Genomic DNA, 23,311 nt, shown 5'->3' on the forward strand with positions numbered 1-23,311 from the left:
CGGCCCAGGACGTCCACCCGGGATCCCCAATCGCCGGCCCGCACCCCGCTACGACGTTGGCAAGACCGTCAAACGCGGCCGCACTCTCGCAGCCCTACAACAATCCGGAGGATAAAGAACAAGCTAAGAGCTGCTGACAGCGGGATTTGGTGTCGGGTTTGAGTCAGGAGACCCCCGGGTCAACAGTCCGACAGAAATGCCGTCGACAAGGCTGTTGCCGACCACCTACGTTGCAGGCTATGACAGACAGCCCCAGCACGGGTCAGTGCGACTGCGGTGCGACTGCCGGTCCGCTGGGCGAGTGCGTGGACTACTACCACGCAATCCTGGCGGAAGAGCAGGCCGATCCTCAGATGTACAGGTGGCACGCGCCCGTCGTCTGCGCATATCTCCTGCAGCATCCTTCCAGAGCCCACGAGAAGTACCTCGACAGTCAGTTCCGCCTGCTACAGCTCTACGTGGACAAGGGCATTGACGCGCTGCTCCGCGTGGCGGCTCATCAGGTGGCGCGAAACAAGCACAGGGCACGGTCGAGCTACGACATGGCACCCTTGGCGGAGTATGCGCCGCTCCCGCAGAATGGATCCCCCGGACCCTTCCGCGCCACCTTCTGCGGGTTGCCGTTCAGGGACAGTAGCTTCGTGTCTGACGGGCATCCGGCATATGGCCGCCGCATAGAAATCATCGCCGAAGCGACTGTGGAATCCTGGAGAACCCTCCAGGCTTGATGCTCGACCCCGCATTTCTGCGATCGGAGGCCCGTTCCCGTTCACAGGCACATCACGCAAAGATGACTTGCCAGACCGTCCTTGGACCCCGGTCAAACCCTTTGCCAGCCGGCTCTAGGACGCCATCGCGAGCCACTCCAGATGAGCGCCCCCGAACGGCCCTTTCCGCTCCCCGACCGCATCGAGCAACCACCGCGCGCTCACCTCCGCCTGCGCGATCAACTCAGGCGGATAGCCCAGCGACACCTGATGCTCGGCGAACTCGTCCTCGTCATCGACGAACAGCCGCCCATCCTGCGTCCGAATGACATCGAGGTCGAGATCGAGCATGGTCACCTCGCCGTCCCTCCACTCCGGAACGGTGGTGACATCGACGTAGATCTCACTCCAATGCGGCTGCGAGTAGAACGCCGCCGTCCACCAGGCATCCCTGGGAAACAATATGACCGCGGCCACCTCCCAAGTGACCGGCGGAGCCTCCCCCTTGCGAGCCAAGGTCCCACTGGGCACAAGCGCCCAAACCCCGTGCTCGTCCTCGCCAAGAAGCCGACCTGGATGATTCCAGTGCAACGCCCCACCGTACTTCCGATACACGATCCGCACGTCACTCACAGAAGGAATTTATCCACCTCGAACGCCCCGCAAGCCCTCTAATGATCGACGACATCAGCACCGGGGATCCGCTCCAACCGCCTCAACCCGCAGTCGAAACCAGCCCACTCTCATAAGCGGCAATGACGAGTTGCGCCCGATCCCGCGCCTCCAGCTTGGCCAGCAACCGGGTGATATGCGTCTTCACCGTGGCCATGCCGACCTGAAGATGATCGGCGATCTCGTGATTCGACAACCCCCGCGCGATCAGCGTCAACACCTCCCGCTCCCGCTCGGTCACCCCCTCCAGTCCCTTGACCCGCGGCACGCCAGGAGTCCGCGCGAACTGCTCGATCAGCCTGCGCGTCACCGTGGGCGCCAGCAACGCCTCCCCACCCGCGACCACCCGAATGGCCGCCAGCAGATCGGCCGGCGGCGTGTCCTTCAGCAAGAACCCACTTGCCCCGGCCCGCAACGCATCGTAGACATAGGCATCCAGGTCGAACATGGTCACCACGAGAACGCGGGAGACGTCCTTGATCCGCCGAGTGGCCTCGATCCCATCCATCTCCGGCATGCGCACGTCCATGAGCACCACGTCGGGACGCTGCTCCATCGCCACGGACACGGCCTCCACCCCAGTAGCGGCCTCGCCCACGACAACCAGACCGGGCTCGGAGTCCACGAGCACCCTGAAACTCCCCCGGAGCAACGCCTGATCGTCGGCGATGACCACCCGGATCACGCGGCCTCCCGGTATGGCAGCCGGGCAAAGACCCGGAACCCACGCCCAGGAAGCCTCCCGGCCTCGAACGTCCCGCCGTACACCATGACCCGCTCCCGCATCCCGATCAGCCCATGCCCATCCCCGTCCGCCGCCGGCAACGTACGCCGCCCAGGCCCGTCATCGATCACCTCGATCCGCACATCCCTCCCGTCGGCGACAACGGACACCCGGCAACGAGCAGGCGAGGCATGCTTGACCACATTGGTGAGCGCCTCCTGCACAATCCGATAAACCGCCAGCTCCACCCCCTCAGGCAACCGCGCCCTCCCAGAAACCGCAGACCCCGGCGCCCTGCCACCGTCGCGCCCACCCACTCCTCTCCCATCCCCGGCCGGTCCGCTGCCATCGTCTTCCATCCGAAGCTCGAACTGCACTTCCACCCCCGCAGACCGAGTCCGCTGCACCAAGCCCTCCAGCCCTTCAACTCCCGGCGCGGGCCCCAGCTCGGGCACCTCAGCAGACCTGAGCACACCCAGCAGATGCCGCATTTCGACCAACGCGCTCCTGCTGGCGGTCTCGATCACCCGCAGAGCGTCGTGCGCCTCCTCCGGCCTGGTCGCCATCACGTGGTTGGCCACGCCGGCCTTGACCGCGATCAACCCGACGCTGTGGGTGACGACGTCGTGAAGCTCCCGGGCCATGCGTAACCGCTCCTCCGTCACCGCCTGCGCCGCCAGCCGCTCGGCGTCGCGCGCGGCGAACAGCCTCCGTTCGTGCACAGCCCGCCCGATTGTCCAAGCGCTGCCCAGCGCCGCGATTCCCATGAGCGGCTCGTCGAGGTGCAGCATCCACTCCGGTGCGTGCTGCCGCGGCGTGCCCGCCACGGCGAGTCCCACGATGGTGAGCAGGCTCAACGTCCCTATGGCGGATACAGGGAGCAACGTGCCGGAACGCTTGGTCAGAGCGACCACATAGAGGGCGTACGCAGGTGCGAAATAAGCCAACCCGACGGCGCCGACAAGGCCGGCGAAGATCGCGAGCACCAGCGTGAGGAGAAAGACGGACAGCGGCCACAGCCTCCGTGCAGCCAGCGGTAACCCCAGCGCGAAGGGGAGAGCGATCCTCATCCAGGGCGGCAGCGCCATCGCGTTGGCCGTCGACGTGAAGAGCACGAAGGCCGTCACCAGCCCCGCCACCAGATCGAGCAGGATCAGCTGGCTGCGGCTCAGGCGCCTGGCGAAGAAGGGGTAGGAGCTGCTGGGGTTTGAGTGTGCATAAGGGTGCATGAAGTGCCTTGAGTTGCGTTGACAGGATGGGGTGCAGACGTGACGGCATGCACGCGGGTATGGGTAGTCCTCATCGGTAAAGCGGTGGTGTATCAGAGCAGCCTGACGGTTCCGGCCTGCCCGTTCGGTCTGTGGATGAGTCTGCCGATGATATCGCGCGTATGTTCTACCCGACAGTGTCAACTCTCGGTATCCTTACAGTCACGCAATGTGAAAGTCCTGAGAGGCGGGTGCAGGTCATGCGGGCATGCCGGTTCGGCGGTGATCCGCAGGCGCTGACCGTGTGGTGCGCCCGCTGGTCGGCCGCCCACCGAGCGTGCCGGCGTCGAGCGGGAGGGTTCCGCGCATGACGGAAGTGCGCGCGATCGAGGCGCCGTTCGTCGCCGGCGGTCCGTCCGGGGTTGCCGTCCGCGACCGGCTCAAGAACCTCACGGCCGAGGACGAGCAGGTGCTGCGCCTGGTCGGCGCGCACCTGGGCGCGCTGGCCTCGGGCGATCTGAAGACGCGCTGCGCTGATGGGCTGGCGCACGACCACCAGACGTGGGCGGCGCGCAAACGCGAGCTGACCGCGCTGTCGTCGGCGCGCTGGGCCGGGGCCATCACCAAGGCCAGCCACGATCAGTGGGCGCTGGCCCGGCGTTGCCAGGCCGCGCACATCGCCGACCTGCAAGCCGCGATCGCCACCATCCGGCACCGGCTGTCGCTTCCCGTGGGTGAGAAGGGAACGCGGAAGGCTCCGGGCGGATACCGCTCGGCGCAGGAGTGGCACGCCAAGTCCCGCCGCCTGCGCGTGCTGACCGACCGGCTGCGGCGCGAGCGGGCCGACCAGCAGGCCGGGATCGTACACATCGTGCGGGGCGGCAAACGCCTGGCCCGCACCCGGCACCACCTGGACGCCGCCGGCCTGACCGAGACCGAATGGCTGCAGAAATGGCAGGCCGCACGCTGGTTCCTGGCCGCGGACGGCGAGTCCGGCAAGCGGTACGGCAACGAGACCATCCGCATCACCCCCGACGGCGAGGTGTCGATCCGGCTGCCCACCCCACTGGCACACCTGGCCAACGCCCCCCACGGCCGCTACACCCTGACCACCCGGGTGACCTTCGCGCACCGGGGCACCGAATGGCGGGACCGGATCGAAGCCAACCGGGCCGTGGCCTACCGCATCCACCTGGACCCCGATCGAGGACGCTGGTACATCACTGCCTCCTGGCAGACCCCACCGGCCCCTACTGTGCCGATGTCGGCCGCGCTCGTCCACGGCGTGATCGCCGTGGACACCAACGCCGACCACCTGGCCGCCTGGCGCCTCGATGTCCACGGCAATCCCATCGGCAACCCCCGCCACTTCCCCTACGACCTGACCGGGAACGCCGACTACCGCGACGCCCAGGTCCGCCACGCCCTGACCCGGCTGCTGCACTGGGCCCAAACCTGCGGCGTGAAAGCCATCGCCATCGAAGACCTCGACTTCGCCGCCGAGAAAACCCGGGAGAAACACGGCCGCCACAAACGCTTCCGCCAGCTCATCTCCGGCATGCCCACCGGCAAGCTCCGCGCCCGGCTCACCGCGATGGCCGACGCCAGCGGCATCGCCATCATCGCCACCGACCCGGCCTACACCTCCAAATGGGGCGCCCAGCACTGGCAGGCCCCACTGACCAGCAAAAAACGTGCGACCACCCGCCACGACGCAGCCGCCGTGGCAATCGGCAGACGCGCCCTCGGGCACCCGATCCGGCGACGGACGGCACCGCCCCCTGCTCACCAGAGCGATGAACAGGGGCATCGGACCGCCCAGGCCCGAACGGGCACCCGCGGGCGTGAGGAACCCCGCCCCCGCATCCCCGGACCACGGACACGATCCGCGCCGCCCGGATACGGCCAGAACGCGGGCGACCAGAACGCTCAACACCGTTCGGAGCGCTCGGCTGAGCATGTGCAACTCATGCTCAGTCCTTAGGAACGGTGGGTCTCGTCCACGCATGTCCTCCGCTCGTCAGCCCACGGTTTGACCTAGAAGTTCGAACCGTGGTCCGACGCGCGGACGGCCCTCCGCACCGCATCCTGACGACGTGATCGAACTCAAGAATGTCACCAAACGCTACGGCGACTCGCTCGCCGTGGACGACCTGTCGTTCAAGGTCGAGCCCGGCCACGTCACCGGCTTCCTCGGCCCCAACGGCGCGGGCAAGTCCACCACGATGCGTCTGATCCTCGGCCTCGACGCCCCGACGTCCGGCCAGGCACTGGTCAACGGTCGCCGCTACACATCGCTCAGCAGGCCGATGCACGAGGTCGGCGCGCTGCTGGACGCCGGCGCCGTCCACGGCGGCAGGAGTGCCTACAACCACCTGGCCTGCCTGGCCCGCACCAACGACATCAGCGCCACACGCGTGGCCGAAGTGCTCGAGCAGGTCGGCCTCTCAGGCGTGGCACGCAAGCGCATAGGCGGCTTTTCCCTGGGGATGAAGCAACGGCTCGGCATCGCCGCCGCATTACTCGGCGACCCCGGCGTGCTCATGTTCGACGAGCCCGTCAACGGCCTGGACCCTGACGGAGTGCGCTGGATCCGCGACCTCATGCGTTCCCTTGCCGCAGATGGCCGCACGATCCTCCTCTCCAGCCACTTGATGAGCGAGATGGCCCTCACCGCCGAACGCATCGTCATCATTGGCCGAGGCAAGCTGATCGCCGAGGCCACCGTCGCGGAGTTGACCGCCCGCTACCCGTCCCTGGAAGACGCCTACATGGCCCTCACCGCCGACAGCGTGCAATACGGAGTAAGCCGATGAAGGCGGTCCTTTCTTCCGAATGGCTGAAGCTGCGCTCCGTGACCTCCACCTACCAGGCAATGGGCACAGCAGCCCTCACGGTGGCCCTCGGCGTGGCGTGGACGTTCTATGTGAGCGGCCTCGCCGACGAGCGCGGTTCACTACGGGCGGCAGCGCCGGAAGAGGGTTTCCTCCCACTCGTCCAGATCAGCCTCGCGGTCCTGGGAGTGCTCGCGATCACGAACGAATACGCGAGCGGCATGATCCGCACCAGCCTCATCACCGTCCCGAAGCGGGGCACGTTACTCCTCGCCAAGGCCGGCATCGTGGGCCTGGCCACATTCGCGGCCGCGAACGCCATCCTTCTGGTCACCTACTCAGCGAGCCGGCTGATCGCGAACGGCCGCCACCTGGGCTTCAACGACACGCCTTTCGCCGACGACCTGCCCAAACTGCTCGCGTCGGGCTTGTCGGTGACCGCTCTGGCCCTGGTGGGCCTCGGCCTCGGCGCCGCCATCCGCTCGACGGCGGGGGCGATCGTGTCGGTCGTGGCGCTGCTGTTCGTCCTGCCTGGCGTCGTCAACTACCTCCCACCGCCGTGGAACACCCGCGTGGCGACGCTGCTCCTGCCCAACCTCGTGCCCCAGATAGCGGACGAACGCCTGTCCACCCGCCTCGGCGACGGATTCCTGCCTCCCTGGGCGGCACTCGCCGTCCTGGTCGCCTATCCGATCGTCGCTCTCGCCATCGGCTCCTACCTGCTTGCTCGGAGAGACGCTTGATCACGCCCGTCAACGGCAGCCCCCTCCCGCTTCCCCACCGCAAGGCCCACGAGGCGCCCCACCCCGTTGCAGTCGATAGGGCCGCAGCCGGCCAACCTGCGGCGGGACGCATGGCCTTTCCGTCCGCTGGAAGGACCCCTGCATGAGCGTCCTCACTGCGGAATGGCTGAAGGTACGCTCGGTCCGCTCAACATACTTGATCATCGGCCTCAGCCTCGGCGCCATCTTCCTCGGCCTTGCACTCGCGGTGATGGCCGCCGGCATGTACGACAGCGCTCCCCCGGACAAACGGCCCAGCGCCCGGATCGCCGATTTGGAAGAGGTCGTGGTGATCGTGCCCCAGTTGTGCATGGGCATCCTCGGCGCCCTCGCCATAACGTCGGAATACGTCACCGGCTTGATCAGGATGAGCCTGACCGTCGTCCCCCGCCGCTGGCCCCTGCTCGCCGCCAAGGCCGCGGTCGTGGGCACGCTGGGCGCCGTCGTCGGCCCAGCGGCGGTGTTCGGAACCTACCTCGCCTCCCGATGGGTGCTCGGCGACCGTTTCTCAGGCGCCTACGCCACCTCGTTCCTGGACAAGCTTCCGCTCCTGACCGCCACGAGCCTCACCGTGCCCGCATTCGCCCTGCTCGGCCTGGGGCTCGGCGTCATCCTGCGGTCCGCCGCAGGCGCGATTACGGTCATCGTCGGGCTCGTCTACGTCGTACCGATCATCGTCGGTAACCTCCCGGAGCCGTGGAGCGAGCGCCTCGGCTCGATCATGATCGGAGCGCTTCCCCGCCAGATCACCGGCGACGGCAACGCCTCGGTGTACGGCTCGCTCCTGTCGCCGGCTGCTTCCGCCGCGGTGCTGATCGCCTACGCGGCACTCCCCCTGTTGGCCGCCACCTGGCTGCTACGCCGGAGAGATGCCTGAAAGGCTGTGCTGGTTCAGGACATCCGAAACCCAGGGCGGCCATTCCATCGGTGGCGAGCCTTCCGTTGGTGCGGCAGACGGAAACGTCTGCCGCACCATCAGGAAGTCAGGAGCCTCAGACCTCGACCACCACGGGGATGATCATCGGCCGTCGCCGGTAGGTGTCGCTCACCCAGCGCCCGACCGTACGCCGGACCACCCGGCGGATCTCCTGAATGTCGATCACACCGTCCGCGGCCTTCTCCTCGAGGGCCCGCTGGATCTGCGGAATGAACTCCTCGAACTGCATGGGATCGATACCGGACCCGCGAGCATGGATCTCGGGCCCTGCAGTGAGCTTGCCCGTGTTCGAGTCGACCACGACCACGACGGAGATGAACCCCTCGTCGCCCAGGATCCTGCGATCCTTCAGCGAGGTGTCGGTGATCTCTCCCACGGAGGTGCCGTCTACGTAGACGTACCCCGCGTGCACCGCGCCGACGATCTTCGCCCTGCCGTCGACCAGGTCCACCACGACGCCGTCCTCGGCGATCACGATGTGATCGTCGGGGACGCCGGTGAGGGCGGCCAGCTTGGCGTGGGCGCGCAGGTGCCGCCACTCGCCGTGCACGGGCATGAAGTTCGACGGGCGGGTCAGGTTGAGGACGTAGAGGAGCTCGCCCGCGGCCGCGTGACCAGAGACGTGCACCTTGGCGTTGCCCTTGTGGACCACCCGGGCGCCCCACCTGGTCAGCCCGTTGATCACCTTGTTGACCGCGGTCTCGTTCCCCGGGACCAGGGACGAGGCCATCAGCACGGTGTCGCCCTGGGCGATGCGGATCGGATGATCGCGGTTGGCCATCCTGGACAGCGCCGCCATCGGCTCGCCCTGCGAGCCGGTGCAGATCAGCACCACGTCCTGCGGTGGCCATTCCTCGATGTCGCGGGAGTCGACGATCAGCTCCGGCGGCACCTTGAGATAGCCGAGGTCGCGGGCCACGCCCATGTTGCGCACCATGGATCGGCCGACCAGCGCGACCTTGCGGCGGTGCTTGGCGGCGGCGTCCATGACCTGCTGGATGCGGTGGACGTGCGAGGCGAAGCTGGCCACGATGACCCGCTGCTCGGAGGTGCGGATCACCTCGTCGATGACCGGCGCGATCTCCCGCTCGCTGGTGACGAACCCCGGCACCTCGGCGTTGGTGGAGTCGGACATCAGCAGGTCGACGCCCTCGGTGCCGAGCCTGGCGAAGCCGCCGAGGTCGGTGAGGCGTCCGTCGCTCGGGAGCTGATCCATGCGGAAGTCGCCGGTGTGCAGGACGATACCCGCCGGCGTTCTGATCGCCACGGCCAGCGCGTCGGGGATCGAGTGGTTGACCGCGAGGAACTCGCAGTCGAAAGGCCCGAAGGCGTGCCGTTCGCCCTCGACGACCTCGTGTTTGGTCGGCTGGATCCGGTGCTCGGTGAGCTTGGCCTCGATCAGGGCCAGCGTGAGCCTGGATCCGATGAGCGGGATGTCGCGCCGCAAGCGCAGCAGATACGGCACCGCCCCGATGTGGTCCTCGTGGGCGTGCGTCAGCACCACGGCCTCGACGTCGTCGAGCCGATCCCTGATGTATTCGAAGTCGGGCAGGATGAGGTCGACGCCCGGCTGTTCGGGGTCGGGGAACAACACCCCGCAGTCGACGATCAGCAAGCGGCCGTCGTATTCGAAGACGGCCATGTTTCTGCCGATCTCCCCCAATCCGCCGAGCGCGACGATGCGCAGGCCGCCATCAGGCAGCGGTGGCGGAGGGCCAAGCTCAGGATGCGGGTGGCTCATGCTTGGCCCCCATGGTCAAATCGTGTGCTCAAAACTCCCGGTTCCTCCCCGTTCCTATGCGTCTGTCAACTTCACCCCGCCGGCTACCAGGCAAGCACGCAGCTCGGCGATTTGCTTCTCTGTGGCGTCCACGAGCGGCAGCCGTACCGGACCGACCGGTACGCCGACCATGCTCAGCGCCGCCTTTGCCATGATCGCGCCCCCAGCGCGTAGCATGATCCCGTCGACCACCGGGGTCACCTGGCCGTGAATCGCGAGGGCCTGGGCGACGTCGCCGTTCTTGTGCAGGCGAATCATGCGTGCCAGCTCGGCTCCCACCACGTGCCCGACGACGCTGACGAACCCGGCCGCGCCGAGCGAGAGCCAGGCGAGGTTGAGCAGGTCATCACCGGAGTAGAAGGCGAGGTTTGTAGCCGTCATCACCTGGCTCCCGGCGAACAGGTCACCCTTGGCATCCTTCACGGCCACAATACGCTCATGCTGCGCGAGCCTGATCAGGGTCTCGGTCTTGATCGGTACGCCGCTCCGCCCCGGAATGTCGTACAGCATCACGGGAAGCTCGGTCGCGTCGGCGACAGCGGAGAAGTGCCGGTACAACCCCTCCTGTGGGGGCTTGTTGTAATACGGCGTCACCACCAGCAGCCCGTGTGCCCCGGCACGCGCCGCCTGCTTCGCAAGCTCGACGCTGTGGCGGGTGTCGTTGGTGCCCGCGCCGGCCACCACGGTCGCGCGATCGCCGACCGCGTCGAGGACGGCGCTGACGATGCGCTGCTTCTCCTCGTCGGAGGTGGTGGGCGACTCACCGGTCGTCCCGTTCACGATCAAACCGTCGTTATGCTGCTCATCCACCAGATAGATGGCAAGGCGGCGCACAGCGACGTAATCGACCTCGCCGTCGGGGGTGAACGGCGTGACCATCGCGGTCAGCATGCGGCCGAAGGGTGCGTCCGTGGTTCCAGTTGGCGATGCCATAGTGCGAACGCTACCTGGATTCGGAAATCCATTGGACGCCGCCACCCCGCTTTGCCTGCCTGGAGCCGCTCTTCGACCGCTTTCGCCCGGCATTTTCGCCGGCCGACGGCACCCTAGCCGGGCAGTTCGATCTGGTACCTGATGAAGCCCCGGTTCTCGCTCACTCTGTCGTACAGGCGGCGGGCCGTGCTGTTCGACTCATGCGTGTTCCAGTACACGCGTGAGCAGCCGCGCTCCCGCGCCCACCCGGTCACGGCTTCGATCAACGCCCGTCCCACACCCCTGCCGCGCACGTCCCGCGCGGTGAACAGATCCTGCAGGTAGCAGACGTCGGTGTCGGGGGCCGACGTATTGCCATGAGTGAGGAAATGCGCGATCCCGACAAGCCCCCCATCCAGCCTCGCCCCGAGGGCATGCAGCCGGGTGTCCGCCTGGAACTCCGCCCATGCCCGGTCGTACATCTTGTCCGGCTCGCTCCGCTCATAGAAGTCGATGTACGCGCGGAACAGGCGCTCCCAGGCATCCCGATCGGATGGAAGGAGTTTGCCGATAGTGATCATTAGGCCTCCCCAGGAAGGGCGTACGGCTGGAACAAGACGCCACAACCTAGGAGAGAACGGCCCTCCGCACTACGGCCACTCTGCGGCGATCCGGGCCGACCACTTGCCCGCCGCACCGCCGAACCAGCCCAAGCCACCGCCGGCCCTCGGGCACCGGCCGGTCAAGGGGCGGTCATTGGAAGAGGTCGCCGATATGTGCTCGGGGGTACACACATCGACGACCTCTACCGGAGAATCGGCGCCCCTTACATCTGCGTTACAGGGTTTCTCCGATAATTTTCCGCCATGGCAAAGTTGGGGCTCCAACAGTCATCGATGACGGTCGGTTACCTGCCGAATACGGCAACATGGGGCAACGCCTCACACGAACCCCCAGGGATGGACTAGTGGCCACCTCAGATCCCGTCTACCTGCGTGTCGTCGAAGACATCCGGCGACAGATAACCGACGGCAGCCTTCCCCCAGGCGCGCCCATTCCCTCGCGCGCTCAGCTGACCCGCAAGTATCAGGTCGGCGAGACCGCCGCCCGTCACGCGCTGCGCGTGCTGGCGGGCGAAGGCCTCATCATCGGCCGCGTCGGGTCGGGCCATTACGTCAGGGAACGCCCCGACCTGACATCACTGCGCCGATGGCGTTACCTCGATCACCCCGCCCCGTTCGCGGCCGACCTGCAGTCACAGGGCAGGCGCGTGACCTGGGACTGGCACAGCGAGCCGATCGACGCGGGCCCCGACATCGCCAGACGGCTCCGCCTCCAGGAGTCGACCCCGCTCACCAAAACCCGCTACGTCTTCCGCGCCGACGGCAGACCCCTCCAGCTCGCCACCTCCTACGAGCCGCTGGAGTTCGCCCCCCATTCGGACGAGGAACGGCGGAGCCTGGTCGCCAGGATGTACGCGCACGGCGTAAAGATCACCGAGATCGTCGAGAGCGTGCACACCCGCGTGCCCCGCCCGGGCGAGAGTGACGCGCTGGACCTGGCGGCGGGCGTTCACGTGCTGCACGTCGAACGCACCCACTGGGCGGGCGATCGCCCCGTGGAGACGAGCGACATCGTCATCCCGGGCGACCGTTTCCGGGTCACATACAGCATGCCCATTTAGAACGGAAGGCTCCGGGCAGGCCCGCCTCCCGCCCGGAGCCTCCGCTTGGCCTGCCTCGACCGACCGCCGACACCGCACCGGCGAAATCCATCCCCGTCCGTTTCGGGAATCGGCGCCCGGTCATCATCCACATCCCACCGAAGGCCAATCGTCACGTCAGCGGCGAAGGTACAATCCTCGCTCTCGAACATGGTCGCCCAGCACCTGGAGTCGCGCCCCGCCTCAGGCGGACTGGCCGCCGCCCTCATCTCCGAGGCCGGCAACTCTTCCTCCTGACTGGGCCGGCTACCCCATATACAACGAACGCGCAGGTCAGAGATTGTCGGTGCGCGTTGATACAACGGTCGCGGAGGTTGCCGATGCGACTCAAAGACCTGTCCAAACACGACCGGCCCCGCGAACGGCTCATGTCCAACGGCGCGACCGCCCTGGCCGACCGCGAGCTGCTGGCCGTGATTCTCGGCTCGGGATTCCGTGGTTCGAGCGCCCTGGACCTGGCCACCCAGGTGATCGACCACTGCGGAGACCTGGACGGGCTCGGCCGTTCCGACCCCCATCGGCTGCTGACCGTGCCAGGCGTCGGCCCGGCCAAGGCCGCGAGAGTGGCCGCGGCCTTCCATCTCGCGCGCCGTGCGAAGGACTGGCCCGAGCGAGAGCGCATCACCAGCACCACCGACCTGGCCAACCACTGCGCTCCGCTCCTGCACGGCCATACCCAGGAGCGCCTCGTCATGGTGGTGTGCGACACCGGCGGCCGCATACTGAAACGCTCGGTCGTCACCGAGGGTGGCGCCGACCACACGGCGCTGCCGATCCGAGAGATGATCACAGAGGTGCTCACCACGGGCGGCGCGATCTTCGGCCTCGCCCACAACCACCCGAGCGGCTCCCTCGACCCGAGCGCCGCCGACCTCGAGGCGACATCCCGCCTCATCGAGGCCGCGGAAACAGTCGGCCTGCGACTCCTCGACCACCTGATCATCACAGACGCCGCCTGGAGACGGATCCCCATCTAAACCCATTCCACCCACCCACCGACCATCAAAGGGAATGATCCCGTGCATAGCGCCGAACAACAGTTTTCCAAGCGCAGGCCATGAGAACCTAATGGCGCGGGTAGGCCGATACGGACGTCAGCCGGCCATTACTCGTCGTGGCGTGGTCCTGTGCCTCCTGGCAGGCGCGGGGCCAGGTCCACGCTTCCGCGCCAACCCCAGGCGGGGCGCATCTCGGTCGCGTCGGCGGTTCCCTTTGACCGGGGCGCTTCGCCTTGGGTTGCGCGAAAGTGCACAGCGCGTGAGGAACAGCGGCTTCACGCGCTTTGGCAGGGGTGCCCATATGCGGCAAATCTGCGCAGTTGCCCCAATCCGGGCCCCCTGCCACACCTCTTGTCTATGCCGCTTGCCCATAATTCGGATGAAATCCCCGGATAGCAGCAAATAACTTGGGCGATCAGTCATGTTTTGCCGCGCGGAACGCTCTTAGGATGTCAGGACACCGACGTTGACAGGATCCATGCGCGTTCTCGCCCGTGGCCGCATCTATAGGTCGTTACGCCGGCAGGCGCGGCGCTCCTGGATGACGCCTGCCGGGAACAGACAGGCCTGGCCCGAAGAACCTGTCCTCTTGAACGGGCACGGCATAAAGGCCATGGACCCGCGAATCATGACTTTGTGAAGCGCCCTTAGATCCCTTGATCACGAAAGCCATGCATCCCGGCTCGACGGCAGCAGGAGAGCCGGGAACTCGCGTCACCAGGCCAATCCCTCCATCAGCTTGGTCCACATGATCAATGCTTTGGCGTACCGAAATGGCTCGCTCTCGTTCACCAGCACCCTTGCGCCAAGCCGTTGCGTCCTACGGATGAAGAGCAGACCCCCTGCCTGGCACAGCTCGTAGAACGTGGGCTGACAGTCGCACGTGTACGCCCGGACACGTACGCGGTCGACAGTCGATTGAACAGGGGCCCACCTCAGCACCGTGTGGTTGGGGCGCGGCTCCGGCACGTGAACGCCGAGACAGGAGTCATCACTTGGCGGCGGAAGAAGTTCAGCCATGTAGGGAGCATACGTCTGCTTGTCTTCTTCTGTCTATCTAGCAAGAGGACTCTGTCTACACGGGCCGGAGGATATGAGGCATGTTGTACCTCTTGGCCTATGTTGCCTATGTGCTCGACTACGACGGTGACACCCACATCTACCTTCAGATCGCCGAAATCCTTCGGCGCCGAGTCTCTGGGCTGTCGTCCGGACACCCCGTGCCGAGCGAGGCGGACATCCAGCAGGAATTCGGGGTCGCCAGGACCACCGCCAGACGTGCGATTCACGTACTGCGCGAGGAAGGGCTCGTCTACACCGTTCAGGGCGAAGGCGCCTTCGTCGGCACACCCGACGAAGCCCCTCGCAAGAAGCGAAAAGTGCCGCTCTACCAGCAAATCGCGACAGACATCGCCGAGCAGATCAAGGTGGGAGAGTACCTACCACGACGACCTATACCGGGAGAGTCCGCGCTAGTGCAGCAGTACGACGTTGCGCGGGAAACAGTACGGCGCGCTATGTCACTCTTGCGCGAGCAAGGGTGGATCTACACCGTTGCACAGCGCGGCAGCTACGTCTCCCCCAAGGAGTCGTGGCCCCAGGCGTGACTTTACTCGCCTGCTTGTATCGAGACGTCTACGATATGAGCATGCTCGACCGCCACGGGCCCGTCCCGCTCTACATGCAGGTCGCCGAGATCATCGAGGAACAGATCGCCAGCGGGATGTTGCCCGCAGGAGAGGCCGTTCCAAGCGAGGCGGCTATGGAGGCCGAATACGGCATAGCAAGGACGACCGCGCGAAGGGTGGCACGAGAGCTCCGCCAGCGTCAGCTCGTCCATACCGTTCAAAGCGAGGGCACATTCGTCGGTCCTCTCGGCGTGCCCCGCATGAAGGAGACGAGAGCTGTGTACGTGGGCATCGCGAACGACATCGTTGCTCGGATCAAACGCGGTGAGCTCCGACCGAATCGGGCAATACCCAGCGAGAAGACGCTGATGCAGCGGCACGGCGTCGCCAAGGTCACGGCGCGGAAGGCTGTCGCGCACCTGCGGGAGCAGGGATGGGTCTTCACAGTGCCCTACCGCGGCACCTACGTATCCGATCCAGGGGACTGGCCCAGCGAATAGCCGAGCGCGCCGGGCGTGCCGGATTCGAGGACGCGGAGTCCGTCCATGCGAGGCCACAGGGCGCCCGATCCTAGAAGACCGGGATGATCTCTTCCGGATCGATGAACTCGACCGGCACGCCTTCCAGGTCCAGCTCAGGAATGGCGGGGAAGGCGATCCCCCAGCGTTCCACGATGGCGCGGATCTTGGCCATGGCGACGCGCCAGTTCTCGGCCTGTTCCTCATACGACAACACCCCCAGCCCAGCGTCTCTGGCGTGGTTCATGAGGACGCGGTGGTTGGGGAGGAAGTAGGGCGGGAGTTCCCAGAAGCCTTCCGGGGGCTCCCAGAGGATCATGCTGAGGAAGACGAAGCCGGCTCTGAGCTGGCGGGTGATGAGGGTGCGGATCTCGTCCGTGAGACCCGGCCATTCGTTTTCCAGAATGGTCATGCAGATCTGCAGGTGGCGGGACTCGTCGCGGCCGATGCGGTGGAACATCTCGCTGAAGACCGGGTGCTGGGTGCCTGACGCCATGCCCCTGAACAGCGTGGAGGCGGCCATCTCGCCCATCATGAAACTGGTGAAGAGCACCGGGAGCGAGTATTTGCCCACGGCCGCGGTATAGCCGTTCCAGTAGCGGCCGCCGTTGTGGTAGAGCCAGCCGATGTTGTTGTGGGCGGCTGATTCGAGATCGTCCGACGGGGTCCAGTCGAGCGGGCCGCCCGGCCAGAGTTTGGCGATGGTGCGCTGGCAGCACTCCTCGTGGTTCATCTCATCGCGGGTGATGGAGAAGAAGCACTTCCTGACCGGATCCTCTTCATGTTTCTCGAAGGCCTGGATCGTGGCGCGGGCGAAGACGGCCGGTCCCGAGGCGTCGAAGTTGGCCAGGACCGCGAACCAGTACATGATCCCGAGGCGCTGCTCCCGGGTGAAGTCCTCCGCGTTCAGGCCGTCCCAGGGAAGGTCGGCCGGATTCCAGACCATGCGCTTGGACTTCTCGTAGATGGCGGCGAGCTTCTCCGTCTCGACGCGCCATTCCATGGGATAGATGTTGGGCTGCGGGATTTCCGGCGCTGGCCAGAAGCCGCCCTCCGGGATCGTGAGGTCCGCCATGTTGTGACACCTCCTCCCCCAATCCTGCGGGGCAGCGTCACGGCTTTCAAGTACGGGCGCGCTGGGTGATGGCCACGCAGACGAGCACCGCCAGCGCCGCGGCCACGGTGACCAGGCCGAATCTCTCGCCCATGAGGAACCAGGCCCAGACGAGGGTCAGGAGGGGCTGGGTGAGCTGGGTCTGGCCGGCTCTGGCGATGCCGCCCTTGGCCAGGCCCGCGTACCAGGGGAAGAAGCCCAGGAACATGGAGATGGCCGCCACGTACGCGAAACCGGCGATGGCGTGGGGCGTGAAGGTGGTGGCGGTGGTCAGGGCCAGCACGATGGTGATCGGGGCCGTCAGGGGGAGGGAAAGGACGACGGCGTAGGAGATCACCTGCCAGCCCGGCTGCCGGCGGGACAGGCGGCCGCCTTCGGTGTAGCCGACCGCGGCCGAGATCAGGGCGCAGAGCAGCAGCAGGTCAGGCCAGGATGCGCTGCCCTGGTGCTGGGTGAAGGTGAACGTGGTGATGGCGATGGCGCCGGCCGAGCAGGCCGCCCAGAAGAGAGGGCGGGGGCGCTCGCCTGCTCTGAGCACGGCGCAGACGGCCGTGGCGGCGGGGAGGAGTGCTATGACCACGGCGGCGTGCGCGGTGCTCGCACCCAGCGCCAGGGCCAGGCCGCTGAAGACAGGGAAGCCGAACACCACCCCGAGCGAGATCAGGGCGTAGGACGGCCAGAGAGGCCTCGGGGGGAGGAGGGGCTTACCCATGACTTTCAGGCAGGCCAGAGCCAGCAGGCCGGCGATCGCGGCCCGGCCGATCGCGACCAGCCAGGGGTCGAAGCCTTCCATGGCGAAGACGGTCGCGGGGAAGGAGCCGGAGAAGGCAAGGACACCGAGGAAGGCCAGGGCCGTGCCTTGGCGGTGGCGGGGCTTGTGATGGCGGCGGATGTCGCCATACAGCACGTCCCCTTCGTGCTCAACATCATGACCGTTGTGAGAGCTATGGGGCGGGACCGCTACTCCCTCAGAGACAGTAGCGCTATTCTTATCTCTCATGAGCAACGATAGCAGTATCGCCCAGATCGCCGCGATACTGCGTGACGAGGCCGCCCGGCTCGGCCCCGGCGCACGACTCCCGTCCAGCCGGGAGATCATGCGCAGGCACAACGTCAGCCCCGTCACCGTCTCGCGCGCCATCGGCCAGCTGGCGGCCGAGGGCAGGGTCGTCACGAAGCCGGGCAGCGGCGCCTTCGTCGCGCAGCGGCACCAGGTCGGGAAGGGGCAGGACACCGCCGACCTGTCCTGGCAGACGGTCGCGCTCGGGGACCGGGTGGTCGACGACGGTCCGGTCGCGGAGTTGCTGGCGTCGGTCCCCGAGGGAGTGGTGCCGCTGACCGGTGGCTATCTGCATCCCGGACTGCGGCCCGACAAGCAGCTGGGGGCCGCGGCGGCGCGGGCGGTGCGGCGGCCGGACGCCTGGGCCAAGCCGCCCCTGACGGGACTCCCCGAGCTGCGGCGGTGGTTCGCGGCCCAGACGGGCGGCGACGTGACCGCGGCCGACGCGTTGATCGTCAGCGGCGGTCAGGCGGCGCTGACACACGCGTTCAGGGCCCTGGCGGCCCCCGGCACGCCGGTGCTGGTCGAGACCCCCACCTACCCCGGCGCGCTGGCGGCGGCCAAGGCGGCCGGGCTGCGCGCGACGGCCGTACCCATGGACAGGGATGGCGTACGGCCGGAGCTGCTGGCCGAGGCGTTCGCCGTCACCGGCGCGCGGGTGTTCTTCTGCCAGCCCACGCTGCACAACCCGACCGGCGCCACCCTGCCCCTCGAACGCAGGGAGCAAGTGCTGCAGGTGGCAAGGGCGGCCGGGGCGTTCGTGGTCGAGGACGACTATGCCCGCTACCTGACCGAGCACGCGCCTGCGTCGCTGGCGTCCATGGATCAGCACGGGACCGTCGTCAACGTGGGCTCGCTGACGAAGATCCTGTCGCCGAGCATGCGGGTGGCCGCGGTGATCGCTCGCGGACCGGCCGCGCGCCGGCTGCGGGCCAGCCAGCTCGTGGAGTCGTTCTTCGTGGCGCGGCCGCTGCAGGAGACGGCGCTGGAGTTCGTCGGGTCACCGGTCTGGCGGCGGCACCTGACGGCCGTGCACGCCGAGATCCGGACGCGGCGCGACGCGCTCGCGGCGGCGCTCGCCGCACGCATGCCCGAGGCGGAGCTCCACCTGCTGCCGATCGGCGGGATGCACCTGTGGGTACGCCTGCCGGCCGAGGTCGACGAGAACGCATTCGTCGAGGCCGCCCGGAGGAACGGTGTGCTGGTGAGCCCGGGCAGGATGTACTACCCGTCCGAGCCGCCGGGGCCGCGGATCAGGGTGACGCACATCGCGGCCACCCATCTGCCGGAGCTGCACGAAGGAGTACGCCGCCTCGCCCAGGCCCTGGCGCAGGTCCGATGACCGTCCTGGCGCAGGTCCGATGCCCTAGTGCCTGAGCCGGGCCGTGGACGACCCACCCGGGGCGCCGACCAGTTCTTGATCACAGTGCCAGTAGAGTGGCGGGCATGTCGTTCTCCGCGGAGCTCATCCGAGACTTCGTGAACACCTACGACGTCGAATCCGACACCGACGACCTCTCCTCCCCCGCCGATCTGGCCCTCTGGCTGCGCGAACGCGACCTCATAGCCCCCCGCGACCGCGCCACCGACGACGACCTCCACACCGCGCACACCCTCCGCGAGGCCCTCAGGGCGGCTCTCAGGCGGGAACGAGCCGACTTCCCCGACCTCCCGCTTCAGGTGAGCGCCCAGGCGAACGGCGCCCCGGAGCTGGTGCCGGCACGGAGCGGCGTACCCGGGGGTTTGGCCAGGATCGCGGCCGCCACAGTGGGGGCGGGGTGGGACCGGCTCAAGGTGTGCGCGGAGGGAACCTGTCAGTGGGCGTTCATCGACTCTTCGAAGAACCGTTCCCGCTCGTGGTGTTCTATGCGGGTATGCGGCAACCGCACCAAGACACGCGCTTACCGGGCGAGGAAGCGGGGTTCGCGTCGTCTCCCAGTGTCAAACACCGATACGGTGTAACTCGTGCCTTGTGGCACGTACGGCAGGCGAAGGAGCGGGCCGAGATGGCAGACGTAGGCGTTCGGGCGGCCCGGCGCGAGGATGTGCTCCAGGTGGCGAATTGCCAGATTCGCGCCTGGCGCTACGGCTATCGGGACTTCCTCCCCGAGGGGCCGCTTGAGCAGATGACCGGCCCGGCAGCGGAGAAGATGTGGCTGCGGCAGTGGGACGAGGCGATCGTCGCCCCTCCCACCCCCATGCATCGCGTGCTGGTGGCGGTGGAGACCATCCTCGACACCGAGGGTTTCCCGGCGCTCGGCGCGGGCGGCAGCGCCGCCCTGGTCACCCCTCGCGGCGGCGAGCGCGTGGTGGGCCTGGCCTCCCACGCCCCCGCCGAGGATCCCGACCTCGACCCCAGCGTGGTGGCCGAGATGCTGACGCTGCTGGTCGATCCCGACTTCGTCCGCAGGGGCCACGGCAGCCGCCTGCTCAACGCCACCGTCGACTACCTGCGCGACGACGGTTTCCGGCAGATCGTCACCTGGGTGTTCGCCGACAACCACCCGGTGCTCGGCTTCCTCGAGTCGGCCGGCTGGGGCGAGGACATGGCCGAACGCGTCCTGGACATGGGCCGCCCGATCAGGATGGTCCGGCTCACGACGGATATCAGCTGATGGCCACTCCCGCACAGTGGATCGCCGGCGCACGCCCGCGCACGCTCCCCAACGCCATCGTCCCGGTCATGGTGGGCACCGGCGTGGCGATCGGCGAGGGCGGCTTCGTGTGGTGGCGGGCGCTCCTGGCGCTGTTCGTGGCCCTTTCGCTGCAGATCGGCGTCAACTACGCCAATGACTACAGCGATGGCATCCGCGGCACCGACGATCAGCGGGTCGGCCCGATGCGGCTGGTGGGCTCGCGCGCGGCCACGCCCCGGGAGGTGCTGATCGCGGCGCTGGGCTGCTTCGCTGTCGCGGCGGTGCTGGGGCTGGTCCTGGTGCTGGTCACGCAGGCCTGGTGGGTGCTGCTGGTGGGCGCGGCGGCGATCGCGGCCGCCTGGTTCTACACCGGCGGCAAACGCCCGTACGGCTACCGCGGCCTGGGCGAGCTGGCCGTGTTCGTGTTCTTCGGCATCGTGCCCGTGGTCGGGACCGCGTATGTCCAGACAGAGTCGCTGAGCTGGGCCGCGCTCCTCGCCTCGATCCCGGTGGGACTGCTGTCGTGCTCCATGCTCGTCGTGAACAACCTGCGTGACGTGGGGACCGACGGGCAGGCCGGCAAACGCACGCTGGCGGTCGTGCTGGGGGCCGAGCGCACCCGGGCGCTGTACGTGGTGTGCCAGGTGGTGCCGTTCGTGGTGGCGCTGGCGATGGTGCCGATCACGCCGTGGGCCGCGCTCGTGCTGCTGGCCGCGCCGCTGGCGATCACCCCGATCAGGACGGTGCTGAGCAAGGCCGTGGGTCCTGCGCTGATCGCGGTCCTGCAGCAGACGGGCAAGCTGCAGATGGCGTACGGCCTGCTGTTCGCCGTGGGACTCGCGATCATCTTCTGACGAGCGGCCCCCGATCTTCTGACGAGCGCCCCGATCTCCCGACGAACGCGTGCCTCCCGGCGAGCGCCGCGGAACGGCATGAGGCGTTAGCGTAGGAACCCCTTACTGGGGCAGTCTTTTAGTCCAGTGGTCCGGAGAAAGTGACCCGCCGTCGCACCTAGCGCGAGGGATCTAATTGAACCGGCCAAGCGTGCCCACGGACATCGAGGAATTCGAACGGGCACTCGCCGAGTGCGTCAGCATCGCCACCCGCGCGATGCCCGACTCCCCGATGGTCAGTATCGCGCTGCCCGCCGAGCAAGGCCTGCGTACCGTCGCCTGCTCGCACGAGCGTGCCGAGGTGCTCGATGAGCTGCAGTCGGCCGCCGGTCAGGGGCCCTGCCTCGACGCGCTGGACACCGGAGAGCCGGTGACGGCCACGGACCTGGGCGCGGACTCCCGCTGGCGCCGGTTCGCGGCCGAGTCCGGCCTGCTCAGCCTGCACTCGGAGCCGCTGAAATCGGAGGGCAGGCTGCTGGGCGTGCTCACCCTGTATTCCGGCCGGTGCGGCGGCTTCAGCGAGGAGACCTGGGTCGCCGTACGCGTGACCGCCGGCCATATCGGCGTGTTGTTCCGCGCGGCGGCCGACGTGGCCCGGTTGCGGGAGGTCGCCGCGCAGCTCAAGGAGGCGCTCATCACCCGCGCGATCATCGACCAGGCCCTCGGCATCGTCATGGCGCAGCGCCGGTGCACCTCCCACCAGGCGTTCGAGGTGCTCCGGCACGTCTCCCAGGACAAGAACGTCAAGCTGCACCAGGTCGCGGCCACGATCGTGGAGAAGGTGACCGGAGAGCCCCCGCAACACTCCCGTTTCGAGGACCCGCCACCGCGCAAGGCGGACCGGGCGTAATCAGCGCCGGCACGTGTTATCACAGTTCGATAACCGCAGGTTTTCTGGGCCCCGGAGGATGCATCCTCTTCCTCAAGGGGGGACGATGCCCGATATCGCAATGCTCTCTGACGCGCCGGTCAATTGGCACGGAGATCTGCTCCAGTTTCGCCGGTACGTCGACCCGCTCGTTTCGGTCATTACCAATCCCCGTACGCAGACGCCGTTTACCATCGGTGTTTACGGCGCCTGGGGCAGCGGGAAATCTACCTTGCTGAAAATGGTGGACGAGCGACTCCTGGACCGGCACGGCGACGAGTTCGTCCGCGTGCATTTCAACCCCTGGGTGCACCGCCGCGAGCCGCAGATGCTGCTCCCCCTCCTGAACGCCCTGCACACCGAGCTCAACGAGGACCCCAAGCGCCGCTTCGCCGACACTGCCAAGCGGATCGGCGCGATCATGCTCAATCTGGCCGCCGACGAGATGCTCAAGAAGATCAACCTGGGCTCGGCGAGCGTGGAGAAGATCGGCAAGCTGGCCCAGCAGTATGCCGAGATGCGCGGCCAGGTCGACAGCCAGACCGGCCGGCTGCGTACGCTCCTGCAAAAAGAGGCCGACCGCCTGGCCGAAAAAGGCAGAAAAATCATCTTCTTCATCGACGACCTCGACCGATGCGAGCCCGACCAGATCATCGACGTGCTGGAGTCGATCAAGCTCTTCCTGGACATCGAGCACGTCTTCGTGCTGATCGCCCTGGCCAAGGACGTGGTGGACCGGGGCGTGTCGATCAAGTATCAGCCGTTCGGCTTCACCGCCACGGACCGCCTGGGCGACGAATATCTGGACAAGATGATCCAGCTCCCCCTGCACCTTTACCCGCTCGGCCCCGCCGAGGTCGGCCGCTTCATCGTGGACTCCGAGCCTGGGGAGCTGGCCGGCGCGCACGTGAAGACGCTGGAGAAGATCCTCTCTGCCAACCCACGCAAGATCAAACGCGTGCTCAACCTGCTGCGCGTGACCGAGGCCATCATCGCGGGCACCCCCGGCCTGGCCGGCCTGGACAAGGGCCTGGTCATCCGCCTGGTGGTGCTGCGTGTGCAGACCCCGGAGCTGTTCGCGGACGTCGTGCGCACGCCCGCCCTGCTCGTGGCGCTCGAGTTGATCTACCAGAACAAGCTGGTGCACCGCCTGCCGGAGTTCAACGTGCGGTTCAAGCGGCAGGCCGATCGCATGATGCACCTGGTGGGCAGGCATTACAACGCTCAGGACTTCCTGGCGCCGCTGTTCTCCGACTCCGACTTCGAGGCGTTCGAGGACGAGCTGCCCGTCTACCTGACCATGATCGGCGGGTGAGC

The 23,311-nt window shown here is 67.3% G+C and carries 22 protein-coding genes and 1 pseudogene; 15 read left to right on the forward strand and 8 right to left on the reverse strand.

Going from position 1 to position 23,311, the window contains the following annotated elements; genetic code table 11:
• The first annotated feature begins 239 nt into the window (after positions 1 to 239).
• Positions 240 to 728: a DUF5946 family protein gene (locus Q9G87_RS46105; protein WP_305922994.1), complete on the forward strand. Its 489-nt coding sequence runs from the start codon at positions 240 to 242 to the stop codon at positions 726 to 728.
• Positions 729 to 842: 114 nt separating this feature from the next.
• On the opposite strand, the gene Q9G87_RS46110 is transcribed toward Q9G87_RS46105, so the two are convergent.
• From Q9G87_RS46110 to Q9G87_RS46120, 3 genes are all read right to left on the reverse strand, one after another.
• Complete coding sequence (locus Q9G87_RS46110; protein ID WP_305922995.1) at positions 843 to 1,340, reverse strand: DUF402 domain-containing protein; 498 nt, start codon at positions 1,338 to 1,340, stop codon at positions 843 to 845.
• Positions 1,341 to 1,422: 82 nt separating this feature from the next.
• Positions 1,423 to 2,064, reverse strand: coding sequence for a response regulator (locus Q9G87_RS46115; RefSeq protein WP_305922996.1), 642 nt, complete (start codon positions 2,062 to 2,064; stop codon positions 1,423 to 1,425).
• Positions 2,061 to 3,332: a sensor histidine kinase gene (locus tag Q9G87_RS46120; protein WP_305922997.1), complete on the reverse strand. Its 1,272-nt coding sequence runs from the start codon at positions 3,330 to 3,332 to the stop codon at positions 2,061 to 2,063. The genes Q9G87_RS46115 and Q9G87_RS46120 overlap by 4 nt, the downstream gene beginning before the upstream one ends.
• Positions 3,333 to 3,678: 346 nt before the next feature.
• Between Q9G87_RS46120 and Q9G87_RS46125 the strand changes: the two genes are divergently transcribed.
• The 4 genes and pseudogenes from Q9G87_RS46125 to Q9G87_RS46140 all read left to right on the forward strand — a co-directional run bounded on the left by Q9G87_RS46125 (position 3,679) and on the right by Q9G87_RS46140 (position 7,804).
• Positions 3,679 to 5,295, forward strand: a complete 1,617-nt coding sequence (locus Q9G87_RS46125) for a transposase (RefSeq protein WP_305922998.1) — start codon at positions 3,679 to 3,681, stop codon at positions 5,293 to 5,295.
• A gap of 112 nt (positions 5,296 to 5,407) precedes the next feature.
• A pseudogene (locus Q9G87_RS46130) lies at positions 5,408 to 6,124 on the forward strand (ABC transporter ATP-binding protein); the annotation flags it as partial.
• Complete coding sequence (locus Q9G87_RS46135) at positions 6,124 to 6,888, forward strand: ABC transporter permease (RefSeq protein WP_305923000.1); 765 nt, start codon at positions 6,124 to 6,126, stop codon at positions 6,886 to 6,888. The pseudogene Q9G87_RS46130 and the gene Q9G87_RS46135, both read left to right, overlap by 1 nt.
• A 142-nt stretch (positions 6,889 to 7,030) precedes the next feature.
• Entirely contained in the window at positions 7,031 to 7,804 is a 774-nt protein-coding gene (locus Q9G87_RS46140) for an ABC transporter permease subunit (protein ID WP_305923001.1), read from the forward strand.
• A gap of 115 nt (positions 7,805 to 7,919) precedes the next feature.
• On the opposite strand, the gene Q9G87_RS46145 is transcribed toward Q9G87_RS46140, so the two are convergent.
• The 3 genes from Q9G87_RS46145 to Q9G87_RS46155 form a co-directional block, all read right to left on the reverse strand.
• Entirely contained in the window at positions 7,920 to 9,605 is a 1,686-nt protein-coding gene (locus tag Q9G87_RS46145; protein ID WP_305923002.1) for a ribonuclease J, read from the reverse strand.
• Between the two features lie 54 nt (positions 9,606 to 9,659).
• Positions 9,660 to 10,577: a 4-hydroxy-tetrahydrodipicolinate synthase gene (gene dapA / locus Q9G87_RS46150; RefSeq protein WP_305923003.1), complete on the reverse strand. Its 918-nt coding sequence runs from the start codon at positions 10,575 to 10,577 to the stop codon at positions 9,660 to 9,662.
• Positions 10,578 to 10,690: 113 nt separating this feature from the next.
• Positions 10,691 to 11,137 (reverse strand): GNAT family N-acetyltransferase, encoded by a 447-nt coding sequence (locus Q9G87_RS46155; RefSeq protein ID WP_305923004.1) that lies wholly within the window; start codon positions 11,135 to 11,137, stop codon positions 10,691 to 10,693.
• A gap of 386 nt (positions 11,138 to 11,523) precedes the next feature.
• Here Q9G87_RS46155 and Q9G87_RS46160 point away from each other — a divergent pair, with 386 nt between their 5' ends.
• From Q9G87_RS46160 to Q9G87_RS46175, 4 genes are all read left to right on the forward strand, one after another.
• Positions 11,524 to 12,240: a GntR family transcriptional regulator gene (locus Q9G87_RS46160; protein ID WP_305923005.1), complete on the forward strand. Its 717-nt coding sequence runs from the start codon at positions 11,524 to 11,526 to the stop codon at positions 12,238 to 12,240.
• Between the two features lie 359 nt (positions 12,241 to 12,599).
• Positions 12,600 to 13,256, forward strand: coding sequence for a JAB domain-containing protein (locus Q9G87_RS46165; RefSeq protein WP_305923006.1), 657 nt, complete (start codon positions 12,600 to 12,602; stop codon positions 13,254 to 13,256).
• 1,121 nt (positions 13,257 to 14,377) lie between these two features.
• Complete coding sequence (locus Q9G87_RS46170) at positions 14,378 to 14,884, forward strand: GntR family transcriptional regulator (RefSeq protein WP_305923007.1); 507 nt, start codon at positions 14,378 to 14,380, stop codon at positions 14,882 to 14,884.
• A 41-nt stretch (positions 14,885 to 14,925) separates the two neighbouring features.
• Positions 14,926 to 15,405, forward strand: a complete 480-nt coding sequence (locus tag Q9G87_RS46175) for a GntR family transcriptional regulator (protein ID WP_305923008.1) — start codon at positions 14,926 to 14,928, stop codon at positions 15,403 to 15,405.
• Between the two features lie 70 nt (positions 15,406 to 15,475).
• Here Q9G87_RS46175 and Q9G87_RS46180 read toward each other — a convergent pair whose 3' ends face one another.
• Positions 15,476 to 16,498: a hypothetical protein gene (locus tag Q9G87_RS46180; protein WP_305923009.1), complete on the reverse strand. Its 1,023-nt coding sequence runs from the start codon at positions 16,496 to 16,498 to the stop codon at positions 15,476 to 15,478.
• A 46-nt stretch (positions 16,499 to 16,544) separates the two neighbouring features.
• The gene (locus tag Q9G87_RS46185) at positions 16,545 to 17,444 is read right to left on the reverse strand and encodes a DMT family transporter (protein ID WP_305923010.1); all 900 of its coding nucleotides are present in this window, start codon (positions 17,442 to 17,444) and stop codon (positions 16,545 to 16,547) included.
• Positions 17,445 to 17,535: 91 nt separating this feature from the next.
• Here Q9G87_RS46185 and Q9G87_RS46190 point away from each other — a divergent pair, with 91 nt between their 5' ends.
• From Q9G87_RS46190 to Q9G87_RS46215, 6 genes are all read left to right on the forward strand, one after another.
• Positions 17,536 to 18,939 carry an aminotransferase-like domain-containing protein gene (locus Q9G87_RS46190; RefSeq protein ID WP_305923011.1) on the forward strand — a complete coding sequence of 468 codons (1,404 nt, stop codon included), beginning with the start codon at positions 17,536 to 17,538 and terminating at the stop codon, positions 18,937 to 18,939.
• 104 nt (positions 18,940 to 19,043) lie between these two features.
• Positions 19,044 to 19,559: a CGNR zinc finger domain-containing protein gene (locus tag Q9G87_RS46195; RefSeq protein ID WP_305923012.1), complete on the forward strand. Its 516-nt coding sequence runs from the start codon at positions 19,044 to 19,046 to the stop codon at positions 19,557 to 19,559.
• A gap of 44 nt (positions 19,560 to 19,603) precedes the next feature.
• Complete coding sequence (locus Q9G87_RS46200) at positions 19,604 to 20,212, forward strand: GNAT family N-acetyltransferase (RefSeq protein WP_305923013.1); 609 nt, start codon at positions 19,604 to 19,606, stop codon at positions 20,210 to 20,212.
• Positions 20,212 to 21,087, forward strand: a complete 876-nt coding sequence (locus Q9G87_RS46205) for a 1,4-dihydroxy-2-naphthoate polyprenyltransferase (protein WP_305923014.1) — start codon at positions 20,212 to 20,214, stop codon at positions 21,085 to 21,087. The genes Q9G87_RS46200 and Q9G87_RS46205 overlap by 1 nt, the downstream gene beginning before the upstream one ends.
• A 190-nt stretch (positions 21,088 to 21,277) precedes the next feature.
• Entirely contained in the window at positions 21,278 to 21,976 is a 699-nt protein-coding gene (locus Q9G87_RS46210; protein WP_305923015.1) for a GAF and ANTAR domain-containing protein, read from the forward strand.
• Between the two features lie 100 nt (positions 21,977 to 22,076).
• Complete coding sequence (locus tag Q9G87_RS46215) at positions 22,077 to 23,309, forward strand: KAP family P-loop NTPase fold protein (protein WP_305923150.1); 1,233 nt, start codon at positions 22,077 to 22,079, stop codon at positions 23,307 to 23,309.
• Positions 23,310 to 23,311 lie beyond the last annotated feature (2 nt).

Origin of the sequence: Nonomuraea turcica, assembly GCF_030718205.1 — a bacterium.
Classification (GTDB): domain Bacteria; phylum Actinomycetota; class Actinomycetes; order Streptosporangiales; family Streptosporangiaceae; genus Nonomuraea.